Genomic DNA, 25,241 nt, shown 5'->3' with positions numbered 1-25,241 from the left:
GATTATCCGTAGATCGCCGCATTCCAACCGCCTCGGGCGGAGAGCATCCATGCCTCATTTACGGAGTATACATAGCCCTCCTGCTCGTAGCTGGCATCGACCTTGAGCCAGTTAAATCCACTACCTACAGTCGGTGCCTGAGGTGGAGGCGTATCAATAGATCCGACGCCGGAGAGATCAGGGCGTCCGTAGCTCACATAGCGCTTGGTAAATACTGCGCCAAAACTGATATAATCGGTAACACCTACTAGGCTCGCATCGTCCGAGTCTTTGCCGAATCCGAGAAAAATACCATTGTCATCATACTTCACGTTGGCTGCGCCCGCGGCGTCAACGATATCATCCCAATTTGGATGGGTGGTGATCGGCTCCGTGCCCTGCGAGCGACTGAGCGAATACACAGGCTCTGGCAGCTCCGGAGAGGCTGAGCTGATCGGATCGATGCCGCTCACGCCGCTATACTCGAGTGCATACTCGCACAACCCGAGCTCTAAATCCTGCGGCTGCGCACGCTTGACGGTGAGCCCGGGGTATATGGGGTGCGCGGTGCCTCGGCTGGGCATGAGGCTAAATAGATCGCCACTATTACAGCGATAGGACTCATAGCGGCGGGTGACTCCGGTGTCCTCGATCGACCAGCTCGCACCGGGCTGTAAGATCGCCACACCGGCATTTATACTACCATATCTAACCATTATCTACTCTCTCTCTGATTGGGCTTAATTAAATGGGACGCTCACACCGGTCTTGAGCCCGAGCGCGATCACGGCCTGCCGCAGGGCCTTCATTTCGGCGAGCTGCTGCTCATTTACGCGCAGAATGCGCTCCTCATTGGGCGCGGCCACGCCGCCACCGCCACCGATGCGGCGCATACTGGATGCGGTGATCGAGGCCGGATCGTTAAACGCGGCCTGCCGGTCCTGCATCGACTCCCGCAGCTCCTTATAGCGCTCGGCCAGCGGTGTGGCTTGGTCGATAAATGATTGCTCACGGGCGTCGACGCGCGCCTGTTGCCGATCGCGCGCCTGGCTGTTATACGCTTCGATCGCGGCGCGGCCCTCATCGCCGATCACATCATCGGGGTCGGTGACTGGCCCGAGCTGTCCATCACCTGTAGTCTGCACGGTCGGCCGATCCTGCCAGGGCGCCTTTATATCGGTGATCCCCTCGCCGATGGTCTTTTTAACATCGGCGACAAAATACGCCAGCTCCTCGCGCGCACCATCGAGCGCGGTCCGGATCTTATTGCGATCCAGCTCAAACACGCCCTCCAGCACCTGCTTAAGCCGCCCCGCTGTGCCGATCACTAGCGACATCACGGTGCCCCAGCCCTCACCGACTAGACCCAGATACGCGAGAAAACTGCGCAGGAGCTTAGCGATAAAACTGAGCAACGGGGCAAATCGAGTCGACATCTCATCCCCCAAGATCGTGAGGCTATCATTCATGTCCTGGATCTCATCAATCGTGTCCGCACTCGCCGTAGCCATATCGGGCAGCCCGCGGTGCGCGATGTCCTGTATGAGCGGCAGCAGGTCCGCATAGCGAGTGCCGAGCAGGCCAGTCACGGCGGCAGTCTGATCTGTCTCATCGGCCAGATTACCGATGGAGCTCGAGATAGTCACAAACAGCTGCTCGGCATCGAGCTTTTCGAGGTCCTCGAGCGAGAGGCCCAATGCGCGCAACATAGCCGCAATCTCAGCCGTAGGACCATCCGCGCTGCGGATCTCCTTCACAAACATGCGGATCGCCTTAACCGACGACTCAAATGAGGTGCCCGCCAGCTCGGAGCCGCGATACAGTTTCTGCAAAAACTCCACGCCCAGCCCACCGCGCGCGACCTTGCCGATACGGTCCATCTTTTCAGCGATGCCGGTGAACATAGCCTTAAGCCCGCTCGCCGCGCCAATCGCCGCAAAGGTGCTGATCGCGTAGCCCTTAAAGCTGGTCAGCTTTTTCTGAGCCGCCGCCACGCCGGCAGTGAGCCCCGTGTTATCTGTGCCTACTGGTATCTTGATGCCTGCCATATAGGCGAGCCTGCGTTGTCAATTAAGCGCGCCGCTGGCGGCGTTTACGCTCGGCCAGCAACTCACGGCCCTTAGCCTCGGCCGCCGCTAGCTGCGCCTCGACCTCAGCATCCCGCTCAGCCGACCAAAACTGTGAGCCGCCATCGAGCTCCCGCCCCTGGGCATCCAGCCACGCGGCATAGCCATAGGGCATCGTCCATGCGCGATACTCCGAGATCGATGGATACTGCTTGAGCAGGCTGCACACGCGGGCTAACTGCAGCGGCCCCGTAGTGCCGCCACCGGCCCGGCTATGATCGCCCGCCTCATCGGAGTCGCAGCGCTCCATGAGCTGCGGCATGCTCACATCGTCCTCATAGTAGCGTAGCCACTGCTCCAGCGCGGCACGAAAACGAGCCGGACGGAAGCGCCACACTACCCGACGATAGAGATCCAGCCAGCGACTGTGCGGAGCCATGACAGCCGCAGGCATCATCGTATCGCGAGCCACCACAGAGCTGCAGATCTCCAGCGCGTAGAGCAAATCCTCCGGCGTGATGATCGCACCCTCTGCCAGCGACATGAGCGGCGAGCCCACGCCCTCCAGCGCGGCGGCATACGCGGCGCAAAACGGACGGAGGCGGCGCCCACACACCCTATGATGTGCGCGGAACACCGCCTCCGTGAATGCACTGTCTTGCATTTTTTTTAACAAACAACCAACTAACTAACAAACTTACTCAGAGCTATAGGTAATGCCCTCATGCCACTCCAGAGTGAGCGTGAGCACATACTTATCGCCCGCTTTTTCGGCACCGCCTACGCGTTTGATGCAATACTGCTTATCATGATCGGAGTCTTTCATATCTGCGAGAGTGATCAAATCACCCTGCGCCGGAAACGTATAGCCCGACTTAACAAATGCAGTGATGGTGCCGGTGATCATGCGATCGTCCATGCGGTTCTCGATCGTCACGCCCAGCTGGTCCGTGGTCTTCTGATCGAGGTTAAAATTCTTCTCGAGGTCGACTGCAGTGATCGTCAGATTAGTGACATTCGCATCGATGCCAAATATATGAGCGGTGCCGTATTGTTTTTCAGCCATGATTTTTTTTAAAGTGGTTAAATGATCGTGTGTGTGGATACGCAGATCCTCACCTGTCAAAAACCGCACTACTCAGCCGGCTGGCCATCGTGCACCGTAAACTCCACCTGGTAGTGCAGCAGCACCTGCCACACGCCCCGCTCGAGGTGATCCTGCGACTCGCCCTCGAACCGCGCCTGATAGATATACAGCTCTTTTACCGTGCGCTCATCCGGGCCCGACTCCGGATAGTTAAGCAGGCCTGCCAGGCTGATATCCGAGCGACTGCCTTCAAACAGCGCCTGCACGGCACCGATCAATCCATCGTAGGCATCGCACACCGCATCGTCCGCGCGCTGCGCATCGGACAGCACAGCGATATACAGATCGCCCACATACTCCCGAGCATCCGGCACACCCTCAAAGCCCGGTGCCGGCGACACATCCGGCATAGCCACCTGCATACGCGGCAGATGCTTCGTCTCGTAGTTTAGGCCCGGATACACATTGAGCACCGACCCCCGCTGCAATAACGACAGCTCAGGGATGTTAGCCACGGTCAACACATCAGCGCACAGCGCCTTCTCGATTTTTCGCGATGGAGTCATGCCCCGCAGAGCATGTCATACCGAGCGCCGCAGTGCTGGTCTAGGCCACGCTGGCCAGTCGCTCCAGGGGGCTCTGCACACGATCCACCTGCGCATGCAAATATAGCTTTGTCGTCTCCAAAGAGGCATGCCCGAGGCACTCGCTCACATCATGCACATTAGCCCCCGAATCGAGGCAATGCGTCGCATACGCATGCCGTAAATGGTGCGGCGTAAACGGCACAGCCAACTCCGCCGCAGTGCACGCGCGCTTAACCTCCCGTTGGATATTACCAGGATGCAGGCTAAACCGCACCACCTCACCCGACCTCGGATGCGCCACCGGCACATGCCCGGGAAAAACAAACATCCAACCCCACTGCCGGCAGAGCGACCGAGAGCGCCGCCCCAGAGCCGAGGGCACTTGCACCGGCACACCGTCTGCCGAGTCCCGCTCGAAAACCAAGCGTGCGGACTGTATCTGCAGCTGCAGGCAAGTATAGAGAGAGGGCGGGACCTTAACCACTCGATCTTTACCGCCCTTAGCCTGGCGGATGATCAACTCGCGCCGATCCATCCGCACATCCTTGACTCGCAGGCCCAGCGGCTCCGATACCCGCAGGCCACAACCATAGAGCAGATCGAACAACAGCCGCACCGGATAGCCATTCGCATCGCGCAGCCGATCGCGCACCGCCTTAATCTCGCCCATCGACGGCGCATGCCGCTCAAACTGCCCCGGCTTGGCCCGCAGAGACTTCACCTCTCCGAGCTCCACACCCAGCGTGCGATACATATACAAAATAGCATTAAACGCCTGATTCTGAGTCGAGGCGGCCACCTCCTCAACCTGCGCCAAATACGTGAGAAACGCGCCCATCTTCTCAGCCGATGCACCCGCCGGCCGCTGTTCACACAGCCAAGAATTATAGCGCCGAATCCAACCTAGATACGATTGCTCCGTCTTATACGCCTTATGCTGCAATCGCAGCCGAGCGATCACTTTTCCCTCAATTTCTTTAGCTGTCATGATTTTAATATCTAATGGTTGAGTTCTAATTAGTGTTCACTAAAGAGAATCGCATCAGCGTCTTGGTGATCGTCGCGTTCTTTTTTACAAGCGGACGAAACCAAGCATCCATCGCTTCCTTCGATTCAAAGCCTTCGGTTTTCCAAAGCGGTATCCCGCATTCCATCCCATAGCCATAGCCCATTTTGTCATTGTCCGTTCGCGTTATGTGGATCGTCCAGAATCCCGATACTTTTATCGGAGCGACATCTACATGCTTAGAACGATACGGCAGCCCCGACCAATTATAGAGCATTATCGGTCTATCTGTAGGCCACGGTTTATCGCGAATTGTTGTGAACTTTCGACCGCTTTTTACGTGGTCGGAGAATTGAGAGTTTAATGGTCGTTTTATCATAATAGTGTTTTCGACGAGAGTGAACCAAGCACTGCTGGACAATTCCGTTCGTGCCTCACTCCATGCCAGAGTTAGGTGTTCGAGGCAGAAAGCAGATGCAGAATCGCAAGCGCAGCCTCATCCGTAATTCGCGATTCTCCGCGCTCACGACGCACGACAGTTTCCCTCGTGACACCCAAGCGCGAGGCAAGCCCCGCCTGAGTTAGGCGGAGCTGTTCACGGTTCGCTTTGTATTCGACCGGACTCATTTATCGAAGATGACAGTTTTAGTCGTCATGTCTGTTACCTTAGCCGACCACCCAGCCTTAACTTGTGTGCGAGCCGCACTTAGGGCTTCAGCCTTGTTTGTAAATTCACGCTTTAGGCCGCTAGTTTCGTTTGATGTCATTTTGTATTTTAGGTATTTCATTAATTTCGCTTTCCGTTTATTTTGCGCCTCGGGCTCATCCCTTAGCTTGACTATGAATGTGACATATCATCACTTAATTGCAAGCCCTAAATGTGAGTTTTTGTCACTTTTTTTTGTTGGCGGGAGATTTGGCCAGATTCGCACCCTCGAACCAGTCGAGCTAGTCAATCCATTTCGCTACCGCTCACGGATCGACTACTCTTAGAGTTAGGTCGAAGTATCCATCGCGTAGTGATTTCCGCAGTCGCACTTAACGCATGCCCAGCCGCTACCGCCAGTATCGTGCGCATAGCCTTGCCACTGCTCAAGGCCCCCGACAGGCGGAGAATCATCATCATTCCAGTATTCTCCACATGCTGGGCATTTCCAGTGCACTCCATCGGGGTATCCGTCCCTTTCATATTGCTGCTTAAAGTCCTCGAAAGACCTAACCAGGCGAGACACATCAATTCCATTACGTTCACTCATACTTCGTTCCCTCCATTCCATGTGTGCTCTTAGAGTTATATTAATTGAAGTTGCCCTGCTTCTCGTTGAATCCGCTCCTGCTTACGCCGCAGGCGATCTTTAGCATCATGGGCATTGTGGCACTTTTGGCAGAGTGCCGCGAGATTCAGAAGGTCGCTCGCTTCTGGTCGATCATCATATACATGAGCAGTCGTAAGCACTACCTTGCTTCCCGTGATCGGATGCGGCTCATAGTTCACTGCCCCGCACCACTCACATCGATTCTTGGCTCGATGGAAGCGCACGAAGCGGCTCCGAAGTTTCCAATCTTTCGGATAGCGTGCTTTGTTTTCGGGTCGTATTGGCATGTCGGGAATATAACCAGTCGAGCTAGTCAATCCGTTTCGCTACCGCTCACGGATCGACTACTCTTAGAGTTCTAAAATTGAATCAACGGGAGTGTCTTCCCCGCATGGCCGTCTGTTGAGTCGGCGAGATGCTGGCACATCCCATCATTAAGCCAGACGTGAGTCATCGTGCCGTCTCCGTGATCTGTCTTAATGCTCGGTCGCAGTGTCGGCTTATCTTCCGATCCGTTCCATGTCCACGCATTCGCCGCGTCTCGGTTTCCAGACTGGATCACTGGCAGCTCGATAGGTCGAGCGTATCCGTGGGGCTGGATCTTCAGGAACGTTTTACCGTCTAGTTTTCGTGTTTGCGTAATCATAAGTATTGTCGTTTTAGAACATGTCGAGACTGAGCAATTCCGCTCGTGCCTCGCTCCATGTCAGCTCTTAGAGTTCGGTTTTGTTGGTTTTCCGTGCCGAGCAATTTCCCACCCGACGACAATCCCACCAATTGTCCATTTTAGTATTTTTTGCGCGATGAATCCGATCGCCGCACATGGTAGCATCATTGCGTGATCGAAATTAAACCCATCGCCCGTGGCCATCCTCCTAGTTCCCGGCATCGCCTGCGGGACATGGGGAACCGAACCAGCCGCAGCACTCTCACTTTTTAATTCTGTATCCCTCATACAGACTCAAAAAGTGTCTAATCAAGACACCCGCAGCCGCGCTTTTTTCGCAGACTTACGCAGCGCAATCTCCGTTTGTTGTCGCAGCGTCCGCTCCTCACGCCGCACCGCCTTACGCTGCTCACCCACAGGTAGCACTGCACTCGCATAGCTCGCTGTGTTGACCAGGTAGTGCGTAGGCCGACGAGTGCCCCCCGTGCTCAGCACATAGCCCGGGCCACGCTTGCCACGCTTTTTCCATTTCACAATGCCGCGCGTGCTACCCAGCTGCGCCGCACACGCCGACCAGCCAGAGGCAGCCCAGCCCACACGCTTCTGGATTTTACTCACGTAGCGCTTGAGCGAGTCGCCCCCCTTGCCGCCCAGCACCAGCTGCGCAGGCCGCTGGGTCGACGATACTCGCCCCCGAGAGTTACGAGCCGATTTATGCAGCGCCCGCTTAGGCGTCTGCGCCACCGGCATATCGATGCCCAAATCCTTCAAAATCTTACGCACCGCCCGCGCATTACCTGCCTTAGCCGATCGCCAAAAATAATCCAATATCGGAGAGTTCGCCCCCGCCCGCGCCTTAACCTCATCGTAGAGCATGCCCGGGGTCGCAAACACGCGATACACATCGCGCTGCACCGCCACCATACCCTGATTATGCGCCGCCTCACTATTACCAAACGGCTGCGTGCGGTAAGCAAAATTCGCGCTCAGCCGACGCGCAGAGTTGCGCACCTCCACAGCGATCCCTCGGCCCGAAAACTGAGCATATCGCGCCAGCCGACGATTCGTATCGCGCACATCGCGATCGAGCTTAGATCTATCAATCGTCACCCTCATACGCCCTACCCATCCGCACGGCAGCCAAAGATCACCTCCACGTCGAGCGGATCATCCTTTACCTCCTCCACGATATAGACCTTATCCGGCGTGCGACTATCTACGATCTGCCAGCCGACAGCCTCATCCGGATCCACCAAATCGCACAGATGCGCCCGCGAGATACGGATCAGCGTATCCACCTCAGGCAAAAAACCGCCAATCTCCAACTTATGCCGATGCGTCACCGGCCCCACAGTCGCATGCACAGCACGCTCGCCATTGAGCGTCACCGTGCGGCCATAAATCTGCTGCTGCAGCTGCGTGCGGCGCAGCGAAAAGGATCGGATACGTTCTGGATTCATAGAGAACACGCACATGTCAATCTATAGACGCAAAAAGCCCCGATAGCGAGGGATGCTATCGGGGCTTACACGGATGCGTGACTATTAGGTGAGGGCCTAAAAGAGTAAATCCATCGTCACAGCGGCGGCGGTGTTATCCCCACCATCCGCATCCACAGCACCATTAATTCGGATGTAGCGGCGGATGCTGCTAGGCAGCTTAAGGTCAACCGTCTTGCCAGCCGCGCCGGCACCGCCGGCACCAGTCACGATTACGCTGGCCAATGCCTCGACCTCAGCAAAAGTGCTATCATCGGCAGAGTCATAAACTACGACCGTAGCGTTTTTATCGTCGGCCAAATTCGGCAGATCATCGATGGCGATCTCCAGCTCGATCGACTCAGCGACCGTGCCAGGTGCAGCGCTCTCCAAATCGATCGACGCAGAGTCGTCATTGGATCCAGCTGCAGGGAGTGTAAGCGACGTAAGAAAAGTGGCGTCGCGGCGATTTCGAATGCTCATGATATGTGTTCCTCTCGGGTTAATTTATGTATTCGTGATGTGGATACTGTCTAATCCGATTAGGACCAGGAAACAGGCGTGACTTGCACAATGCTGTCAGTGGTGACGATCGGCACATCAGCGAGCAGCGTAGGAGTCGGCGCGAAGCTGTCACCAGCAGAGTTTGTCTTAGTCGCACCGACAGACGAACGGCTATTTTGCAGCAAATACTTACTATGACGGCTCATAAAGCAATGAGTCGGCACCATGCCCGTGGGGAACTTAGCGAGCAACTCAGCACCAAGCGCATCAGTGAGAGGCTTTGCTGTGGTGATGTTCTTGATCGCACCCACAGCATACTTGTGCCCCAGCTGGAGGCCGAGCCATGCGCTAAGGTTGTTCACCCATGCCTTAAATGGATTACCATCAGAATCGTTGACCATCTGTTTCATCCACTCACCGAGCTCCAACAAGGTGTTTTCGTTCATCGGCACGTGCACGCCTTGCACGCCCTCGACCACAAAATAAACGGTCTCAGTGTTGCCAGTGCCTTGCGCATCGACGATCATCTCAGAGGCCACTTGATTTTTGAAACCATCAAATCCCTTGGAGTCCTTAGCGCGACCAGAGAAGATTTGCTGACCAAGATTGATCATAGATCCGCGAACAGCGCCGACCCCCTCATCAATTAGCAAATCAGGATCAGCCGATACCAGCTGCTCATCGATCTGCATCTGAGCGTCGAAATAATACATCTGCACAGTCACCTTATCATAGGTGCTCTTAATGCGAGCCGTGCCCTTATTCGCATCACGGAACCCGCCACCACCGAAAGCAGTGCGCTTGAGCGTCGTGTAAGATGTCCCGGGGCGAAGTCGGATCGGCAGCGTTTGCATTTCCGGCGCGAAAGCGAGCGACTCCTCGATAAGGCCGACCACTTGGTCGTTACCGGTGCGCTTCGCTACGTCAAGTAGTGTGATATCAGGCATAATATTTTATGGATTGAATTTTATTGATTAGGATTTGTTTCGAGTCGCTAAGCGAAGCGCTTAGTTGTTGCGAAAGATTTCAGGTTTGGATTCAGAGAGACCGGCTTTAAAACGATCGCGGCCAGACAGACCCTCGCTCGACTTACCCTCATCGCTCGATGGAGCCGGCAGCTCCTCAGCGGCAAAGCCAGCCTCGGCAAGGATCTCAGTCGCACGAGTCTCAGCACTCTTAGCCGCAGCCTTGAGCGTGTCGACCTCAGCACGTGCCGCAGTCAGATCACCCTGAGCCGTCGCAAGCGCCGCCTTCGCAGTCGCCAGCTCGCTCTGAGTGCTGGCCAACTCGCTCTGCAGTGCAGTCAAGTCAGCACTGGCCGCAGGATCAGCATCGGCCGCAGCAGGGTCCGCAGGGTCCGCAGCATCGGCCGCAGTAGAAGTGGCACCCTCGGCAGGTTCAGCCGGAGTCTCCGCAGCAGCCGCAGGCGGCTGATCAGCAGAGGCGGCAGGTTCGCCGGAGGGCTCTGTATTCGAAATATTAATACCGGCTGCTTCAGCCAGTGCGGTGATGCGAGCCAGCTCAGCATCCTTTTTTTCAATGGCCTTCGCCGCACCAGATAGGCGCTGCATAAGAGTCGGTTTTTTAGTTTTATCGGGCATATCTGCGAATTGGTTAAGTGATCAATTTAAAACGATTGGAAACTGTCAAAAACGGCTAGGAGTCGATCAGGTCGAGCAGCTCCTCAAAACTCGGCACAATCGCATCAGCCAGCCCCAGATCCACCGCACGGCGGCCCGTAAAGCTCTGCCCCTGCATGGTGCTCTCCTCGACACCTGGACGCGCATCAGTCACGGCCCCCGTAAAGCTGTCGTTGATCTCGCGCACCGTATCGCGCAGGTGCTGCTCGTCCGCCTCGCTCATCGGCCGACCAGGTAGGCCCATGCCCTTATGCTCGCCCTCGGCATACAAGCGCAGCGCGATGCCCTCCATCTCCATCTTAATCGACGGGTCCAGCCACGCGATATACGTGCCGATACTGCCCACCGTAGCCGAGCCCGACACATACAGCTCCGCCGCCTGCGAGCCCAGCCAATAGGCCGCGCTGCACATCGTCGAGTCGGTGTAGGCGTAGACCGTTTTCTCAGCCGCCACACTCCGGATCAGCGAGCCAAGCTCCGCGATCCCCGTAGCCGATCCCCCCGGGCTATCGATATCCAGCACAATCGTATGGATATCATTCGCCGCCCGAGCCTGCCGCAAGGCCATCTCAAACGCATTAATGTCCGTGCCACCGCCGCAAGATTCCTCCCACGCGCTCAGATTCTTAGCCACCGCACCATAGAGCGGGATACTCGCCACACCCTCGCGAGGCTCATCGTAGAATCGAGAGTCGTATTGACCATTGCCAAGATAAGCAGGCCCCGCCTTCTGGCGACGACGCCCGCTAAACATACTACGATTCGGGCGCACCTGCCCCGCCTGCGGCTGCTGCACCGGCTGCTCCACAGTCGGCATCTCCAGCGGCTGCTGCCCCAACATCCGAGGCAGCAAAAAAGCGTGAATACTCGCAAAGCGCGTAGGGTGGATACAAAGGGGGCTCATGTAGACCCGCTCAAAGATTCGTGGATAACTCATAATATTTGATCAGTAGGATTAACAAAATCGTCCGCACGTGCGGACGATGCCGCCGCCTCATCATCCGCAGACGCATCCGAGGCAGGCTCCTCAGCGTCCGTATCCGGCTGGCTAGGCAGCGTCGAAAATAGCTCCGGCATCGACATACCATGCTCGCGCAGCGCGTAGTCTCTCATGTAGGCCCGCTCATCGATCCATTGCTCGATCTGCTTCTTCCAGGCTTGCCCCTTCCAGCCGTAAAACTGCTTAAAAGTCAGCATGCCGCTTTGCATCTGCTTCAGGTGGAGCGTGCCATCGCGGCCAAAGTCCACCGTCACCCGAGCAGGCGTAATCCAGCCGCACTTAAACATCCAATCAGGATCCTTACACGGCCGCAGCGTGCCCGCCTTAATCTCCTTAGCGATCGTATATACGTATACACGCTGGCAATATTGATCGATCAGCTGCTGCTGCTCCTCCTCGATAAATCCCTGAGCATCCGCCAGCACAAAACGAGTATTCGCACCGCCCAGCGTAGCGATATTCCAAAGCAGCTCCGGACCAATCCCCAAGCCCCACGCCACATCCCGGATCAAGTAATCCATGAAGCCCAGCGTATTCGGATGCGGCCGCGAATCCGAGAGCAGCCGAAGCTCCTTACCCGCCGGCACATTCGGTATCTCACCGCCCTGCCCGTAGATACTCTCGATGTTGATCTTATTACCCGATGCATCAGTGATCTGCGAGAGCGCCCCAGCGATCTGCCCACCGATACCCGAGCTCGATTGAGGCGTGCCCTTGTCCGCGATATAGTAGCCTACACGATTCGCCTGCTTGATCCCCATCTTGATAAAACTCTGGATCTCGGTAACATCCAGTAGATTGTTGGCCGCATGAGCCAGAGCCGTCATCCCACGCCGCTGGCCGGGGCGCTCAAAATCGCACACATGGATAAAATCCCGTGCCGGTATATCCGCATGCTCCCCCTCATTATCTCCAAGTATGCGGTATTTCTGAGCCGCATTAAAGCGATCCACATACACCCCATCATACCAGCCAGTCGTATCAAACTGATTCCCAAACGCGCCATACTTCGACGTGCCGATCTGGTGCGCCTCATAAAATCCAAACCGCGCCCGACCCGTAGTCGAATTAGTCAGCGCCACACCAATGTCGCCATCCTTCTTTTTACAGCACACCACCGCACGCTGCGAGCGCGCGAAATTATACTTTTGTGCCAGGTCAAAAACATTCGCCTGTCCCGTCCGCCGTTGGAATGCAGCGAGAGACAACTCATTCCATTCCTTATCCTCCGTGATCGGCTCAGGGATCAATCCCGTGCCCACGATCATCCGAGAGACCCCATTATACGCACGGCGCACCACACCCAGATTCGCATACATCCAGCGAGAGCGGCGCAGCAGCTCCTTACGATTCGTAGGGTTAATCTCCTTACGCGTATCCAGCTGCGGGAAATAGATCATGCCCCGCTGTTGCGAGCTCGCATCCGCACCAGCAAAACCACCGCCACTACCGCCGATAGCCGCAGCCGGCATATCCGCAGCCGACGCATTCAAATCAGGTTCAGCAGCAGCACCACCACTGCCGCGTTCAATAATTTTATCAAGGGCTTTACTCATGTCGAAATACTACGTTGAGAGAAATCAGGGTGAATCGATCCACCAGGCGCCGACGGCGTATTATCAGGATCCTTTTCCGCGATCAGCTCCTCGATCGCCTGCAGCAGCAAAATCTTAGGGAAACTAATCTGCCCCGCAGACGTGCCCCCCTCAAAACCCTGCGAGGTGATCGTCACCTCCTCAGTCGCTAAATCAAAAATATCATCCGCTTTAGCGCGCAGCTGCGCTGCATCAAATTTACGTCGCAAATACTGCTTAACAGTGGCAAGTCTATCAAAGTCCGAAGGCATGCCGACCGCCGCATGTCAAAGCACACAACCCCTATAAATTATGAAACTCACCAACGACATGATAGAACAAATGCACCAACAGCCCAAAGAAGTGCTACTAGAAATCATCAGCCAAAGCGCAATAGGATCACCAAACCACGAACGCGCAAAAATCATTTTAAGCGTAAAACAGGCCGACGAAGCCAACCAACCAAACTGGATAGACAAAGTAAATCTAGCCTGGTCCATCACCAGTTTGGTTATCGGTCTAATTTTCGGCTACTTCATCCGAGGTGCGTAGATCCTTAGGTCGATCATACGGGAACAGCTCCTTAAACTTATACCACAACACCAGCAGGTATTTCACAGCATCGCCAAAGTCATTCGGGTCTTTCGGATCCACCCATACCCAGCACATACGGCCGCGCACCTTCTGCCGCTCCCGCTTCTCCGCGCACAGCTCAGCCACAAAACGCTCCTCCACATAGATCGGCAGCCACATACGCGGCACCGGGCTCTTACCCTGCTTAATCCGCTCAAACTCACCGATACGGCCCACATACAAATCCGTCTTAAAGTCATCATCCGAGCAGTGGTAAACCATCAGCTCGCGCCCATCATGCGTAGCGCTCGACTCGCTCACCACATCCCTAACCTGAATGCCACCTCGACCCTTAACCGGCCACCAACGGCCACCCGTGCTCAGGCAAAACGAGCGCACATTTTTTGTATCGTGCCCCTCATCAATCAAACCGAAGCTCGTCTTATACTCCCGCCGATCATTCTCAGGACCGCAGAGCGTCGGATTATTCGCCACCATCTCCAGCTCATCATAGCTCAGCGTCTCACCATAACTCACAATATACAGCTCACCCTCCGTAGTAAACACACCCTTAGCCCACTTCTTAACATCCTGCTGCACATCACTCGCCATCACCACAGCAGGCTGCTCAGCCACCGAAAACGCAGGCCACACAGGACAAGTATCATGCTCATACGCCCCGCAAAGCTGAAACACATCATTCTTCGCGATACTCACCCGTCGCTCCTGTTTAGGCAGACCCATCCGACCATTAAAAAACGCCTGCAGCTTCGACGGATTTTTCGAAGCGTCGATAAACTGCACCGCCAACAACCCCCAACGCGACTCAGGAAACTGCGAATACAAATCCGAAACATGCAAACTCAACTTCCGCGGCACCCGCCGGTGCTCATCCAGATTCAGATTAGTCGGTAAAAACTGCACCCGCTTCAGGTCCAGCATCCACGGCTTATACCGCTCCTCGATCGCCTCACCGCATCCGATGCACTCGTAATACGTCTCCTTAAGCACCCGTTCCAGATCCCAATTACCCAGCAAATCCTTACAGTGATCAAAGCGCATCTGCTGCCACACCAGCTCCTGATTACGCCCACAGTGCGGACAAGGCACAAACAACTTATGCCGCGTGCCAGTCAGATACTCCTGATTCGTCACACTCTCCCAATCCTTAGGCGAGCTAAAGCCCACAAGCTTCGCCTCCTCCACCTGCTTGATCCGGTCCCGAGCCAGATCGATCGTATTAGCCTCCCCCTGAGGATTCGCCGGGTGCTTGTCCAACTCATCCAGGATACAAAGCTTAACCGTTTTATTCGCAAACGCACCAGCCGAGCCACCGCCAATGATATGGATCGCCATACCACGCACCATCATAAACAGAGTCGACAAATCATCATCCGCCACATCCATCGCGCCATCACAAGCCCCACACCCCTTGAGCATGGGCAGCAGGCGCATTTTCGAAATTTTCTTAGCCTCATCCCGGCTATCAATCGCATACAAAACGTGCGCCGGCATCTCCGCCACAAAGTAGCAAATCATAATCAGCATCGCCAACGTAATCCCCGTCTGGCTGCTCTTACGCACGATCAACTCCCGCCACGCCGGATCGTCGAAAAACTCAAAAACAAAAACATGCCACGGCGTCAGATCAGCCCGATACGGACCGCTAAACTCAATCGACTCAGCACTACTGAGCACAATACTTTGCTCCGCCCACTCCAGGTGCGACAGGTCCGACCCCGGGCGATAGATCCCCGCCAGCGTCCGAACCATCAAATCCTGTAGCGCAGAATTATTCACCCACCACCAACTCCTCAACCGGCGCCGCAAATTCAGACTGCTGCAGGCCCTTAAACAACTTCCGCACCTCAGCCAGCCAATACGCCTGCTTCTCGGCAGGATCCTCGATCAAATCCACCTTCGGAGAGCAGCGCCGCACCAGATTCATCATCCCCGAGTAGATCGGCATGTGCAATTTCTCCAGCATCGCCCGAATCTCATCCCCCGAATAAGAGTCACCATACTTTCCCTCAAGCTCCCGCAGCGATTTTTCCTGCTGCCGCAACTGATTCGATACCCGCTCCCAGCTACGTTGCTTGCGCTCGATCTCCCCCTCATCCGCCTCCTGGGTCATCGCATGCAGATACTTAGCACTCAGCACAGCCTCAGCCTCCCGCAGCCGAGCCACCGACGCGGCCAGCCCCGTCTCCAAATTATCAGGCATCACAAACGGCACCACATTAGGCTCCGGCTGAGCAGGCTGCTCAAACAAAGGATCGCCCTTAACCTGAGCATCCCCATCCCCCGGAGCAGCCTTCGCCATCTTCAATATCAGATCCGGCACCCGATGTTTATAGTGCCGACTCCACCAATTAGCCATCAGCTCAGGCTCATCCAACGGCGGCCGATCATCCGCCTTACGACCAGTCGACACCCAGCCCTTCACCGTTCGCTCACTAGCGCCGAACAAATCAGCGTAGTAATCATACGGCTGCAGATAGCCAGTGCACCGCACTCGCTGCACTTTTTTGGATTCTGTTTTTTTAGCAGGCATCGACGCTCAAGCCCCATTGTCAAAAGGTGCAACAAACATTTTGTGCAAAAACTGCGCGAAAGGGGTGGGAGTCGAAAAAACTGCAGGCAGCACTTTTTGCCCTAATAGATTCCTTAACGAAAAAGAATCGGCACACGTTGCACAGGTCGCACAGGTAAAACCGCTATGCTGCACTATTGGCACTCTAAAGCATACCCTACCCCTAAACCCTTTATAATCTTAAAAACCTATGCTTACCTATGCCACCTATGCAAATAGGGCGGCGAAGCCGCGTAGATACTAGATTTACCAGAGGCACAGGTGCAGCCCAAAAAGGCACAGGTAACACAGGTTGCTTATAACTACATAGGGGGTAGAGGGGGATGGAGGCCGCGACGCGAACGAAACGCTGTGCCTACGGCACAAAAAAAAGCCGCCCGAGATCTCGGGCGGCAGCAATAGAGGCATAGGTCAGCTCGGTAACAACTGGATCAAATACTTCTTCTGGCGATTTTTGCCACGCGATCCAAACTCCACGCGCTGACCGCTCCGCATAGTAAAGATCCGACCGCCGTATTTGTTGGTCCACATCTTACCGAGGATAGCCTTACTCTTAGGCTTAAGCTCATACACCTTAGACCCCGGAAACTCGCCCGAGCGCTCAGTGTAATCAATCATCCAGGTAAAGTAGCTGCTCTCAACACAGATCTGCCCAAGCTCTTGGAAGTCATAATCACGCTCAGTCTCTCCTGCTGGCAACTCATCGACTAAATACTCTACTAGATCCAGCATATCAGTCATCTCAGTATCACCTGAGTGCGCGGTGTCTGGCCGCAATAGAGGGTTGCCCCATCCATTACACTCGATGATCCCACCAAATATATTACTCCACTCCTCATAGCCCCGGATCGTGCGATCCGGCTTAGGCCGACCTTGAGCATCCCAATGCTGCACCAGCGCCCACATAGCGCTGAGCAGATCACCACGCACATCATCACGCGATAGATACGCCTCATCGATCACACGCTTAACCTTACGCGCTTGCGGATCGGCCTCCTTTACGTAGAGCTCACACAGCAGCGTGCGGCCGCTGATATCCGTAGAGAGCGTGAGGTTATTACCAGTGAGATAGACCACACTCACCTTAGGCGCCTTAAACTTCTTCTGACTGTTCATCAGTCGGCCGGTCCATACGCTCGCAGTGAGGAACGCATTGAGGGTATTGTTTTTAATATTGCCCTCCAAGTCATCGAAAAAGATGCACGGCGAGCTCGCGATGGCCTCAGTATCCAGCACCTTCCGAAACTCCTCCTTAGAGTCTGGGATTGTCTGAACCTCACTACCACCAGTCACGGGAGTGATCGCACATTGAGCGAGCAACGATTTACCCGAGCGCTGCGAATTGGCAGTATAAACAAAATTCATACGCCGGCCCGACAGTCCAAGTAGGCAGGTCCCATACAGACCCAGCATACCAGCGATAGCCACTGCCTTAGAGCGAGAGAATCCATGCTCATCAAAATCCCCAAACGGGAACTCCTGCAGCAGGCTATCGATCACCTTACGCGCCTCCTCAGGCTGCATATCTCGGATCTCGATCTTACTAGGCATCGTGTATGTATGGCTCTCCCGATCATAGCCTTCAGGCAGCAACTCGATACGACCATCACGCCGCATCACAGGCATCCGCACATTGTTTACGCGATCGAGCCGCTTGAGCTTATATATAAACTGGTCGGCCGACAGCACACCACCGGCAACATCCTTAGTCATGGTCTTAGGCAGCTTAATAAAATCCTCTTTAGCCTTACTCCACTTATCCACGTGAGTGACTGCGAAATCTTCGACAAATGTCCGAAAGCGATCTGGCACGATCGCTTCCATTGCACCAGACTCAGGGTTAATCGTGCAGGGCACAGTCTCACGCCGAAACACATCACGCTCAGCACACACACGGCCCATCTCATCCGCGAATTGACTTAGCGGCCGCCCCTCACCTGGCAGCTTGATAAACTCAAACTGCGGCGTCTCACCATCTCCAGTAGTCTCTCCACCATTCAGCACGCGCGGCTCAAACCCAGGTGCAGGCGCATCCGCCTCCTTACCTAGTAACTCCCGCGCCTTTGCATTGGCCTTATCTGTTTGGTCATCACCCATAAATTTCCCTCAAATCTTCTAACGCGTTTTTACAGCGCACCGATGCGCTCGCATAATACCCCAGCCCGTCAAATAGCCACTGACCCCCATCATCATCAGACTCAGCAACACCACCCGCAGCCATACCACACCAATCAGCCTCAACATCACGCAACATCGGCAATTCGCACAAAGGCCGCGCCGACGGATTAGGATTCACATAAAACAATTTTTGCAGGCGCTTACCCCGCATACACTGCGGTAATCTCGACAACCTCACAGCCGTCACCGCCTTCATATCGATCCCCGCCACACACAGCAGATTGAGCGTCGGCAACAACTCCGCTTTCGCCTGGTCCCAACTATCCTTAGTCGGCCGATCGATCCGGATCAACACATGGACCGATCGCCCACCACTCGAGTAAATCGCCGCAACTCGTAAAGGCAACTGCACCAGCAGACCGAGCCAATCACGCATATCCGCCTCATCCGACTCCAGCAGCATATACCGCCACGCAGTCACACTCTCCATCGAGCGGCGCGAGCTCTTAGGCTTACCGTCCTTATCGACAGACCTCGGATTAGGATGATACTTACCATCCACCGGCTGCGGCAAAAACCACACACCCTCAGCCGCCCCAGCTGGCAACGACTCATCAGGCCACACCGCCTGCCCCTGGCTCCGCTGATTCGTAAATACCAACACCTTTTCAGCCTCCGGATACAGCACATCTAAAAATCCCGCAGCATCCACCCGACACGGATCCACCGCCGATCGATTAGCCAGCCACACAGAGCTCACCGACTCACGCCACACACCCGCAAATTCACGTAATCGACCCGCATCATGCTCAGGCCACTGAGGCCGCTCGATAGGAGGTAATTCCGCATCACTCGCCTCGGCCGCTTCAGCCGGACGCGAAAACCGAGCATCATCACGGTTATCAGCACTCACCTTAGCCCACAGATCCTGCATCTGCGATGATGCCGCAGAGCGCGCAGCAGACTGGATCTTATACACCAAATCAGGCTCAGACCAGGGCGGTGCGCATCGCGCATTCCACTCCCGCATGATCGACATCGCAGCCGACTCAGTCAGCCGAAAACCATGCATCAGCACACAGGCCACGTAAAACGTCTGATTGTGCCCACCCGATTTAGCGACCGCACCATCCATTTTAGCCACATACGCCGCAGCGCGCTCCTCCATAGTCAGGCTCATACAGCAACCTCCTCAAAAGCATTCGACACACACATATCAGGAACATTTGCACGAACCAATGCCTCAGCGACCGGCGGGCAAACTGAGTTACCGCACATGCGCACCTGCGCCTTTTTGGTTAGCTTTTTCTTAATCAATAATCCAGTTTCATAGCATTCGAAGTGGCCCCATTCAAAAATATAGCCCTTAGGAAAACCCTGCGCTCGGTAGAGCTCGATTGGCTGCAACATCCGCAGCCCAATGTCTATGATCTCATAAAGAACACCCTTAACTAGCACTAATGCAAATCGCTCTTTCGAGGTCACAGTGTGCATAGGATCGGCGATATTCACCCCCTCCTTTTCGTTGCCATAATATTTGATCAACATAGCGCGCACTTCCGCATGATGCATGCCTCCCGCGCTGATAGTGTGCAGAGGCTCGCGCATGTCGCTTCCGACATTATCTCCTCGCATTTTGCTTAAAAATGCAGTTACCAGCGCGAAATGCCCGCCCTTGATCTGAGCGCATTGCGTGCGCAGTGGTTCGTCTGGTGCAAAGACTCGTTCAGTGCTAGCGTTTGCGCACTCAGTGATGAAAGGAGCGCAACTATCCGGCACAATAAACGGATCCTCTGCGTTCACCACGTAGCGCATGATTCCTTTAGCGATTCTGCGCAGTGTCGCGTCCGCAAGATCCTTCTTTCTGGTGAATATCGATGGACACTCAATCGGCCACTCGATGCATTCTGCTGCAGTTCGCCATGGTGCGAGCTTCTTGCTTTTAACTGCCTCACTTTTCGGCTCACCGTGCGTCTGATCTGGCCAAACGATCGGCTTACCATCGCAGCGAGCGATTAGAAAGAAGCGTTTGCGAATTGTAGGAGCCCCGTAGTCGCAAGCCCGCAACTCTCGATACTCGACTGCATACCCACGGCGTCGTAAAGCGCCAACGAAGCACTTAAAAAACCAACCCTTTCGATGCTTCAGCGGTGATCCCTCTTTATCCAGCGGTGCCCACCCTTGAAACTCTTCGACGTTCTCGAGCATGATCACGCGAGGTGCCACTTGATTTACCCAATGCAAAACGATCCAGGCGAGCCCTCGTATTTTTTTGCTTTTCGGCTTCCCGCCTTTGGCTTTCGAGAAATGCTTACAGTCCGGAGAGAACCAAGCGAGCCCAACAGGTCGACCGTGAGTGATTTCAATCGGATCCACATCGAAAACGCTTTCGCAATAGTGCTTCGTTTGCGGATGATTGGCGCGATGCATGGCCACCGCCTCAGGGTCGTGATTGATCGCAATATCTACATTACGTCCAAGCGCCAATTCGATTCCAGTGCTTGCACCTCCACCACCCGCGAAATTATCGACGATAATCTCAGCATTTAAATCTAATGCAAATTGTGGATTAATCACCCGGCATCACCTCCCACACTAGCGATATACGCCTGCACACTCTCCCGCTTCAGCAGCGCATCTATAGCCATACGTTCCGTCGCACCATAGGCCACATCATGATACCACGGCTCAGGCAGATACACCCGAGCGCATACAGGCGGAATTGGATCACATTTTTTAAATCCAGTCCGCTCAACGATCACCTTCCGACCTTTAATCTTTGAAACCTCAGCCATAACTATTTCTCCCCTTTTTCATCTACAGTCATCCGCAAACGCAGCCCATTCTCCGCAGCCATCCGCGCAGCGATCACAGACTTCACGATACGCGGCCATTGCGCACGAAACTGCGCATCCCCCACGATCCAGGCATGAATCTTTTTACACGCATACAGCACAGTGCAGTGATCTTTACGGCCAAACACCCGAGCGATATCCACACAGCTCATCTGCAGCTGATCACGCAGCACATACATCGCCACATGCCGCGCCTCAGACACCCGCGCCGATCGCGTCCGACTCGACAGATCACTCGGCCGCATCTTGTAGCAACTCGCCACAGCCTCCACGATCACCGCCACGCGTAAGCGCAGATCAGCCGATAAATTCACAAGTTCAGCAGGCATCTTACGCTTCCTCCTCTTCTTCGCCGTCGTAATACTCCCATCCGACCACCTCAGACTTGAGCGGTTCGAAACTCACAGCATCACACCACGTCGTCACATCATTCTCATCGGTCGACGAATACGCCATCGCCTTAGACCCATCCGCACAGATCACATTACACGTGATCTCATCATCAGGCAGCACCAGGGCAGCAGGCCGATACCCCTCCGGCAGATCCAACTCCTCAGCGGCAGACTCCTCAGCCACTTCATCCGGCGCCACATAGCCCCGAAACGCACTCAAAAACTTATCCTGCATGTGCGGCTCCCACTCCGAGACCAGCACCGACAACAAAGCCACAGGAACACACTCAGCTAAATCACCAGCCGGCAGCTCACCACGCAAAATCAGCCCCAACATCGCATCCTCATTCAGCCCCATCCACTGCGCAAAAAGCTTCCGCCCAGCAGCCCCCATATTCACCGCCGCCGCTTGTAACAGCAGCGCCCAGCACTCTATAGGCATCTGTCCAGGTGCCACGTAGCATGATGTATCTCCAGCCAACCCCGCCACACGATCCCGCAGATCCTTCATCGCCTGCAGCGCCTCCTTCTGGCTCCGATCCGCCTTCGCCGACACCTCACCCACAGGCTCAGAGTCCGCACCATCAAAATCACCACCCAGATCCGGATTAACAAAAGCAGCCTTAGCACCGCCCCCAGCCGAGGCCGCATGCTTACGCAAGATCACATCCTTAAAAATCTCCCCCTCACCCTGCTCCACCGCCGCAGTCAGGCACACATCCAGACGCGCCAGCTCCACAGAGCGCCCCGTATCCGGCACCCGGGCCAGCACAGGGCTCACCACATCCGCCAGCATCACAGACCAACTTTCCAAATTACGCCACTCCACCTCAGGCTTGATAATATCCTCAGGCGGCCGCGACTCCCACAGCACATACGGCGCATCATAATTCAAGTGCCGCCCATCCACAAACAGCGAGCGGCTCTCCTCATCACTCAAAACAGCCATACCCGCCTCACGCGCCTTCGCAGTCTGGCGCTCCCACGAGGCCTCACACTTAGCGCGGAAACAATCCATATCGCAGCACACCCAGCCATCGCGCACATCCTCCAGATCCATATTACCCGTGCGCTTAGGGCACTCACCACACGCACCCGCCTGAGGGCACAGATCCACAGACTCACGATCAAAAGGCGCACTCTTCAGCGAGCGCACATAGCTGCGCTGGATCAACTCCTTAGTCGCCTTAAAGGTCAGGTCCCCCTTCAGCACAAAATCACCCACCTCCTTACGAGTCGATTTGTTGGGTATACGCCCGATCAGCTCCGCCGTTTTAGCTTGGATCTTGCCCGTGCGCAGCGCATCAGCTATCGGCCGAGGCAACTGTGCCAGCAACACACGCTGAGACACATAGTGTTTACTCTTCCCGATCTTCTCCCCCAGCGACACCGTCGTATACACACGCTCACCATCCTGCTCCAGATTCAGCATCATCCGCAGCATTTGCGCCTCCTCCACCGGGTCCACATCCTCACGCTGCAGATTCTCCACCACCTGCAGCTCCAGCGCCTCCGTATCCGACAACTCACGCACACGACACTCCACCGATTCCAGGCCAGCCAACTTCGCCGCACGCCAACGCCGCTCACCAAACACAATCTCGAAACGATCATCATCCAGCGGACGCACCAACAGAGGCTGCAAAATGCCAACCTCAGAGATATTCGCCGCCAGCTCATCAAGCCGATCCGCATCGAAGAATTTACGATTAGTCGCACTAGCGACTAGAGAACCAACATTAATATATTTTGTATCCATAATGTTACTACGATTTTTTTCAGTTATTATTTATAAAGTTCCTCACACCAATCCCCCGCAATAGTCTCTAGAGTAATAAGACTACCACCAGCTGCCCCAGGACTCTGCCGACAGCTGCGCACCAGATCAGTCCTACCATCTGTCAGCACGATTGTCCTACCCACCAGCTTTAGCAGATCACCCATAGTTAAAGGAGCAGCCACAGGCTCTCCACCCAGAGCCGCCTTGACAGCCACACCAGCCTTATTCCCAACCAACCGAACAAAATAACGCTTATCAATACCTACGCCCCGCACGCCAAACTCCACGCGCTGGCCGCCCAAAAGAGTAAAAGTAGCGCCATTGTATTTTCCACTCCACATCTTCCCCAAGATCGCCCGACTTTTCAAAGATAGCTCACCACCAGAGAGAGCAATCATCCACTTAAAATAAGAACAATCGGCACAAACCCTCCAAAGCTCCCAAAAATCATACTCACGCTCAATAGAACCATAATAAATACCACTGGTTAACTGCGCAACTAAAGCACTCATATCATTAAATTCAGAATCGCCCTCACTCATCATTAGTCCCTCCATCTATTGTTAAACGCCAGCCACACCGCGCGGCCGGCACATCCTTTAAAAATCAACTAGCGATCCGCTTGAGCACCTTCGCACGCTCACCATTACGGCGATTCTTGTTGCCCTTCTGCGCCTCGCTATACTTAGCGCTAGCCGCCTCACTCTTTTGATAGGGCAGATGGATTTTCTTACCCGACTGCGCCTCCACAAAACCATGCACCACCTGCTTGAGCCGCCACTGCACACAGCCATGGCTCTCGCCAAAAATCTTGCCCAAGTCACGCACCCCCATATTCAAGATCAGCTCCGGCGTAAACGCCTTAGCCAGACAATACAGCCGCCGCACCGCCTTAGCCGGATGCGGACCCTCCTTAAAAATAAAACCCATCAACTGCCGAAACGCCTCCTCACGGATCGCCCACTCCTCACGCGACTCCGCCTCCTCACGCCGGATCATCTCATCCGCAGGCGTCGTCTCATACACACCATCGTGCCCATGTTTACGGTGCGCCGCAGCCAGCACCTGATCGATCGTCATTTCGGAAGTAGATTTTTTAGGCATAACAGAAGACAGTAGATAAATTACAAATTAACAGATTTCAGCCGACGCGCCGCACGCACCCAGCGCGCCTGGTAGATCGCATCATCCAGCGCATTATGGTGCACATTATCCGCTCCCCGCTTCGGAGCCGACACACCCTCGCAGATCGTGCGCACACAACGATCATTCCAAAACTTCCACGGCAGCGACTTCTCAACCCTGCGCGCCGCCACCGCCAAAAACGCCGAATCAAAGCCCGGGCCCTTAGTCCACACACGCACCGTATCACGATCACAATACGCATCCACAAACTCCCCCAGCCGCTCAAACAAATCCGCCACACATACACACACCGCACCATTCTCCAGCCCCGCCCGAGCCACAGCAGACTGCTGCCCCCACCACTCCAGCGTAGAGCTATCCACCGACAGCCCCAGCCGCAGACCATCCACGATGCTCACCCGCAGTAAAAATCCAGCATCCGACGATACACCCCGAGCATTAAACGGCACCGCCCCCACCGAGCAAATCAGCCCACCAGGCACCGTATCCAGAGTCTCGATATCCAACGATAAATCACTATACCGCATCACTCACAGCCTCCCCCAACAGCCCACCGATCCGAGCCTGCAAAACCAACAACACCCGCACCCGGCGCGACCACTCCGCCGCAAACGCAAACGAGCAAAACACATACCCCGCCCCCAACATCAGCTGCATCGTAGAGCACTGCGTAAACCGCTCATCAAACTCACTCCGCTCAATCCACCGCCGCACCGCAGGCGACAACTCATTCGCACACACGCACAACAGCCGATTGGTCCGACGATCCGCGATCATCACCACACAGTCACCACCCAAAAACAACCGATGCACGCAGAAAAACTCATCCACCGACTCATCGATCCGCACCTCACGGCCACCCATACTTTCAAGATCCATA

32 protein-coding genes are annotated in these 25,241 nt (G+C 55.2%); 1 reads left to right on the top strand and 31 read right to left on the bottom strand.

The annotated features are described in order from the left end of the window. Nucleotides 1-2 precede the first annotated feature (2 nt). The 19 genes from QEH52_RS01800 to QEH52_RS01710 form a co-directional block, all read right to left on the bottom strand. Nucleotides 3-695 carry a hypothetical protein gene (locus QEH52_RS01800; RefSeq protein WP_308948240.1) on the bottom strand — a complete coding sequence of 231 codons (693 nt, stop codon included), beginning with the start codon at nt 693-695 and terminating at the stop codon, nt 3-5. A 24-nt stretch (nt 696-719) separates the two neighbouring features. Beyond that, entirely contained in the window at nt 720-2,027 is a 1,308-nt protein-coding gene (locus tag QEH52_RS01795) for a hypothetical protein (protein ID WP_308948239.1), read from the bottom strand. A 22-nt stretch (nt 2,028-2,049) separates the two neighbouring features. Further along, a complete protein-coding gene (locus tag QEH52_RS01790; protein ID WP_308948238.1) occupies nt 2,050-2,709 on the bottom strand; it encodes a hypothetical protein in 660 nt (219 codons plus the stop codon). A gap of 33 nt (nt 2,710-2,742) precedes the next feature. Then, the gene (locus tag QEH52_RS01785) at nt 2,743-3,111 is read right to left on the bottom strand and encodes a hypothetical protein (protein WP_308948236.1); all 369 of its coding nucleotides are present in this window, start codon (nt 3,109-3,111) and stop codon (nt 2,743-2,745) included. A gap of 68 nt (nt 3,112-3,179) precedes the next feature. Next, nucleotides 3,180-3,698, bottom strand: a complete 519-nt coding sequence (locus tag QEH52_RS01780; protein ID WP_308948234.1) for a hypothetical protein — start codon at nt 3,696-3,698, stop codon at nt 3,180-3,182. 40 nt (nt 3,699-3,738) lie between these two features. Beyond that, complete coding sequence (locus tag QEH52_RS01775) at nt 3,739-4,707, bottom strand: tyrosine-type recombinase/integrase (protein ID WP_308948233.1); 969 nt, start codon at nt 4,705-4,707, stop codon at nt 3,739-3,741. Nucleotides 4,708-4,732: 25 nt separating this feature from the next. Beyond that, nucleotides 4,733-5,104: a hypothetical protein gene (locus QEH52_RS01770; protein WP_308948232.1), complete on the bottom strand. Its 372-nt coding sequence runs from the start codon at nt 5,102-5,104 to the stop codon at nt 4,733-4,735. Between the two features lie 71 nt (nt 5,105-5,175). Continuing rightward, nucleotides 5,176-5,352 carry a helix-turn-helix transcriptional regulator gene (locus tag QEH52_RS01765; protein WP_308948230.1) on the bottom strand — a complete coding sequence of 59 codons (177 nt, stop codon included), beginning with the start codon at nt 5,350-5,352 and terminating at the stop codon, nt 5,176-5,178. After that, nucleotides 5,349-5,513: a hypothetical protein gene (locus tag QEH52_RS01760; protein ID WP_308948229.1), complete on the bottom strand. Its 165-nt coding sequence runs from the start codon at nt 5,511-5,513 to the stop codon at nt 5,349-5,351. The genes QEH52_RS01765 and QEH52_RS01760 overlap by 4 nt, the downstream gene beginning before the upstream one ends. A 164-nt stretch (nt 5,514-5,677) precedes the next feature. After that, on the bottom strand, nt 5,678-5,914 hold the full coding sequence (locus QEH52_RS01755; protein ID WP_308948227.1) for a hypothetical protein: 237 nt from the start codon (nt 5,912-5,914) through the stop codon (nt 5,678-5,680). A 485-nt stretch (nt 5,915-6,399) separates the two neighbouring features. Next, nucleotides 6,400-6,687: a ubiquitination-like system serine protease family protein gene (locus QEH52_RS01750; RefSeq protein WP_308948226.1), complete on the bottom strand. Its 288-nt coding sequence runs from the start codon at nt 6,685-6,687 to the stop codon at nt 6,400-6,402. A 330-nt stretch (nt 6,688-7,017) separates the two neighbouring features. After that, nucleotides 7,018-7,818 carry a hypothetical protein gene (locus QEH52_RS01745; protein ID WP_308948225.1) on the bottom strand — a complete coding sequence of 267 codons (801 nt, stop codon included), beginning with the start codon at nt 7,816-7,818 and terminating at the stop codon, nt 7,018-7,020. Nucleotides 7,819-7,829: 11 nt separating this feature from the next. Beyond that, entirely contained in the window at nt 7,830-8,168 is a 339-nt protein-coding gene (locus QEH52_RS01740; RefSeq protein ID WP_308948224.1) for a hypothetical protein, read from the bottom strand. 96 nt (nt 8,169-8,264) lie between these two features. Next, nucleotides 8,265-8,669 carry a hypothetical protein gene (locus QEH52_RS01735; RefSeq protein ID WP_308948223.1) on the bottom strand — a complete coding sequence of 135 codons (405 nt, stop codon included), beginning with the start codon at nt 8,667-8,669 and terminating at the stop codon, nt 8,265-8,267. Between the two features lie 59 nt (nt 8,670-8,728). Next, nucleotides 8,729-9,637 carry a major capsid protein gene (locus QEH52_RS01730; protein ID WP_308948222.1) on the bottom strand — a complete coding sequence of 303 codons (909 nt, stop codon included), beginning with the start codon at nt 9,635-9,637 and terminating at the stop codon, nt 8,729-8,731. A 60-nt stretch (nt 9,638-9,697) separates the two neighbouring features. Then, the gene (locus QEH52_RS01725; RefSeq protein WP_308948220.1) at nt 9,698-10,291 is read right to left on the bottom strand and encodes a hypothetical protein; all 594 of its coding nucleotides are present in this window, start codon (nt 10,289-10,291) and stop codon (nt 9,698-9,700) included. Between the two features lie 55 nt (nt 10,292-10,346). Further along, nucleotides 10,347-11,267 (bottom strand): S49 family peptidase, encoded by a 921-nt coding sequence (locus tag QEH52_RS01720; RefSeq protein WP_308948219.1) that lies wholly within the window; start codon nt 11,265-11,267, stop codon nt 10,347-10,349. Next, nucleotides 11,264-12,886, bottom strand: coding sequence for a phage portal protein (locus QEH52_RS01715; RefSeq protein ID WP_308948217.1), 1,623 nt, complete (start codon nt 12,884-12,886; stop codon nt 11,264-11,266). The genes QEH52_RS01720 and QEH52_RS01715 overlap by 4 nt, the downstream gene beginning before the upstream one ends. Next, nucleotides 12,883-13,176, bottom strand: coding sequence for a hypothetical protein (locus QEH52_RS01710; protein ID WP_308948216.1), 294 nt, complete (start codon nt 13,174-13,176; stop codon nt 12,883-12,885). The genes QEH52_RS01715 and QEH52_RS01710 overlap by 4 nt, the downstream gene beginning before the upstream one ends. A gap of 40 nt (nt 13,177-13,216) precedes the next feature. Here QEH52_RS01710 and QEH52_RS01705 point away from each other — a divergent pair, with 40 nt between their 5' ends. After that, entirely contained in the window at nt 13,217-13,456 is a 240-nt protein-coding gene (locus tag QEH52_RS01705; protein WP_308948215.1) for a hypothetical protein, read from the top strand. Here QEH52_RS01705 and QEH52_RS01700 read toward each other — a convergent pair. From QEH52_RS01700 to QEH52_RS01645, 12 genes are all read right to left on the bottom strand, one after another. Continuing rightward, on the bottom strand, nt 13,424-15,277 hold the full coding sequence (locus QEH52_RS01700) for a terminase gpA endonuclease subunit (protein ID WP_308948213.1): 1,854 nt from the start codon (nt 15,275-15,277) through the stop codon (nt 13,424-13,426). The two genes, QEH52_RS01705 and QEH52_RS01700, sit on opposite strands and share 33 nt — an antisense overlap. Further along, on the bottom strand, nt 15,270-16,031 hold the full coding sequence (locus QEH52_RS01695) for a hypothetical protein (RefSeq protein ID WP_308948212.1): 762 nt from the start codon (nt 16,029-16,031) through the stop codon (nt 15,270-15,272). Before QEH52_RS01695 ends, QEH52_RS01700 begins: the two co-directional genes overlap by 8 nt. Nucleotides 16,032-16,481: 450 nt before the next feature. After that, nucleotides 16,482-18,167 carry a hypothetical protein gene (locus QEH52_RS01690; protein WP_308948211.1) on the bottom strand — a complete coding sequence of 562 codons (1,686 nt, stop codon included), beginning with the start codon at nt 18,165-18,167 and terminating at the stop codon, nt 16,482-16,484. Continuing rightward, complete coding sequence (locus tag QEH52_RS01685) at nt 18,160-19,368, bottom strand: hypothetical protein (RefSeq protein WP_308948210.1); 1,209 nt, start codon at nt 19,366-19,368, stop codon at nt 18,160-18,162. Before QEH52_RS01685 ends, QEH52_RS01690 begins: the two co-directional genes overlap by 8 nt. Beyond that, nucleotides 19,365-20,765: a DNA cytosine methyltransferase gene (locus QEH52_RS01680; RefSeq protein ID WP_308948209.1), complete on the bottom strand. Its 1,401-nt coding sequence runs from the start codon at nt 20,763-20,765 to the stop codon at nt 19,365-19,367. Before QEH52_RS01680 ends, QEH52_RS01685 begins: the two co-directional genes overlap by 4 nt. Then, nucleotides 20,762-20,983, bottom strand: a complete 222-nt coding sequence (locus QEH52_RS01675) for a hypothetical protein (RefSeq protein WP_308948207.1) — start codon at nt 20,981-20,983, stop codon at nt 20,762-20,764. Before QEH52_RS01675 ends, QEH52_RS01680 begins: the two co-directional genes overlap by 4 nt. A gap of 2 nt (nt 20,984-20,985) precedes the next feature. Further along, nucleotides 20,986-21,372, bottom strand: a complete 387-nt coding sequence (locus tag QEH52_RS01670; protein WP_308948205.1) for a helix-turn-helix domain-containing protein — start codon at nt 21,370-21,372, stop codon at nt 20,986-20,988. A 1-nt stretch (nt 21,373) separates the two neighbouring features. Then, nucleotides 21,374-23,194 carry a ParB/RepB/Spo0J family partition protein gene (locus tag QEH52_RS01665; RefSeq protein ID WP_308948204.1) on the bottom strand — a complete coding sequence of 607 codons (1,821 nt, stop codon included), beginning with the start codon at nt 23,192-23,194 and terminating at the stop codon, nt 21,374-21,376. Between the two features lie 26 nt (nt 23,195-23,220). Further along, nucleotides 23,221-23,772, bottom strand: coding sequence for a hypothetical protein (locus tag QEH52_RS01660; protein ID WP_308948203.1), 552 nt, complete (start codon nt 23,770-23,772; stop codon nt 23,221-23,223). A gap of 49 nt (nt 23,773-23,821) precedes the next feature. Next, nucleotides 23,822-24,319: a hypothetical protein gene (locus QEH52_RS01655; protein ID WP_308948202.1), complete on the bottom strand. Its 498-nt coding sequence runs from the start codon at nt 24,317-24,319 to the stop codon at nt 23,822-23,824. Between the two features lie 20 nt (nt 24,320-24,339). After that, on the bottom strand, nt 24,340-24,888 hold the full coding sequence (locus QEH52_RS01650) for a 3'-5' exonuclease (RefSeq protein WP_308948201.1): 549 nt from the start codon (nt 24,886-24,888) through the stop codon (nt 24,340-24,342). Next, a complete protein-coding gene (locus tag QEH52_RS01645) occupies nt 24,878-25,240 on the bottom strand; it encodes a hypothetical protein (RefSeq protein ID WP_308948200.1) in 363 nt (120 codons plus the stop codon). Before QEH52_RS01645 ends, QEH52_RS01650 begins: the two co-directional genes overlap by 11 nt. Between the last annotated feature and the right edge of the window lies 1 nt (nt 25,241).

Origin of the sequence: Thalassobacterium maritimum, from assembly GCF_031127805.1 — a bacterium.
Lineage (GTDB): Bacteria > Verrucomicrobiota > Verrucomicrobiia > Opitutales > Coraliomargaritaceae > Thalassobacterium > Thalassobacterium maritimum.
The sequence above is the reverse complement of the archived record's forward strand: the minus strand, read 5'-3'. Positions and strand labels throughout refer to the sequence as shown.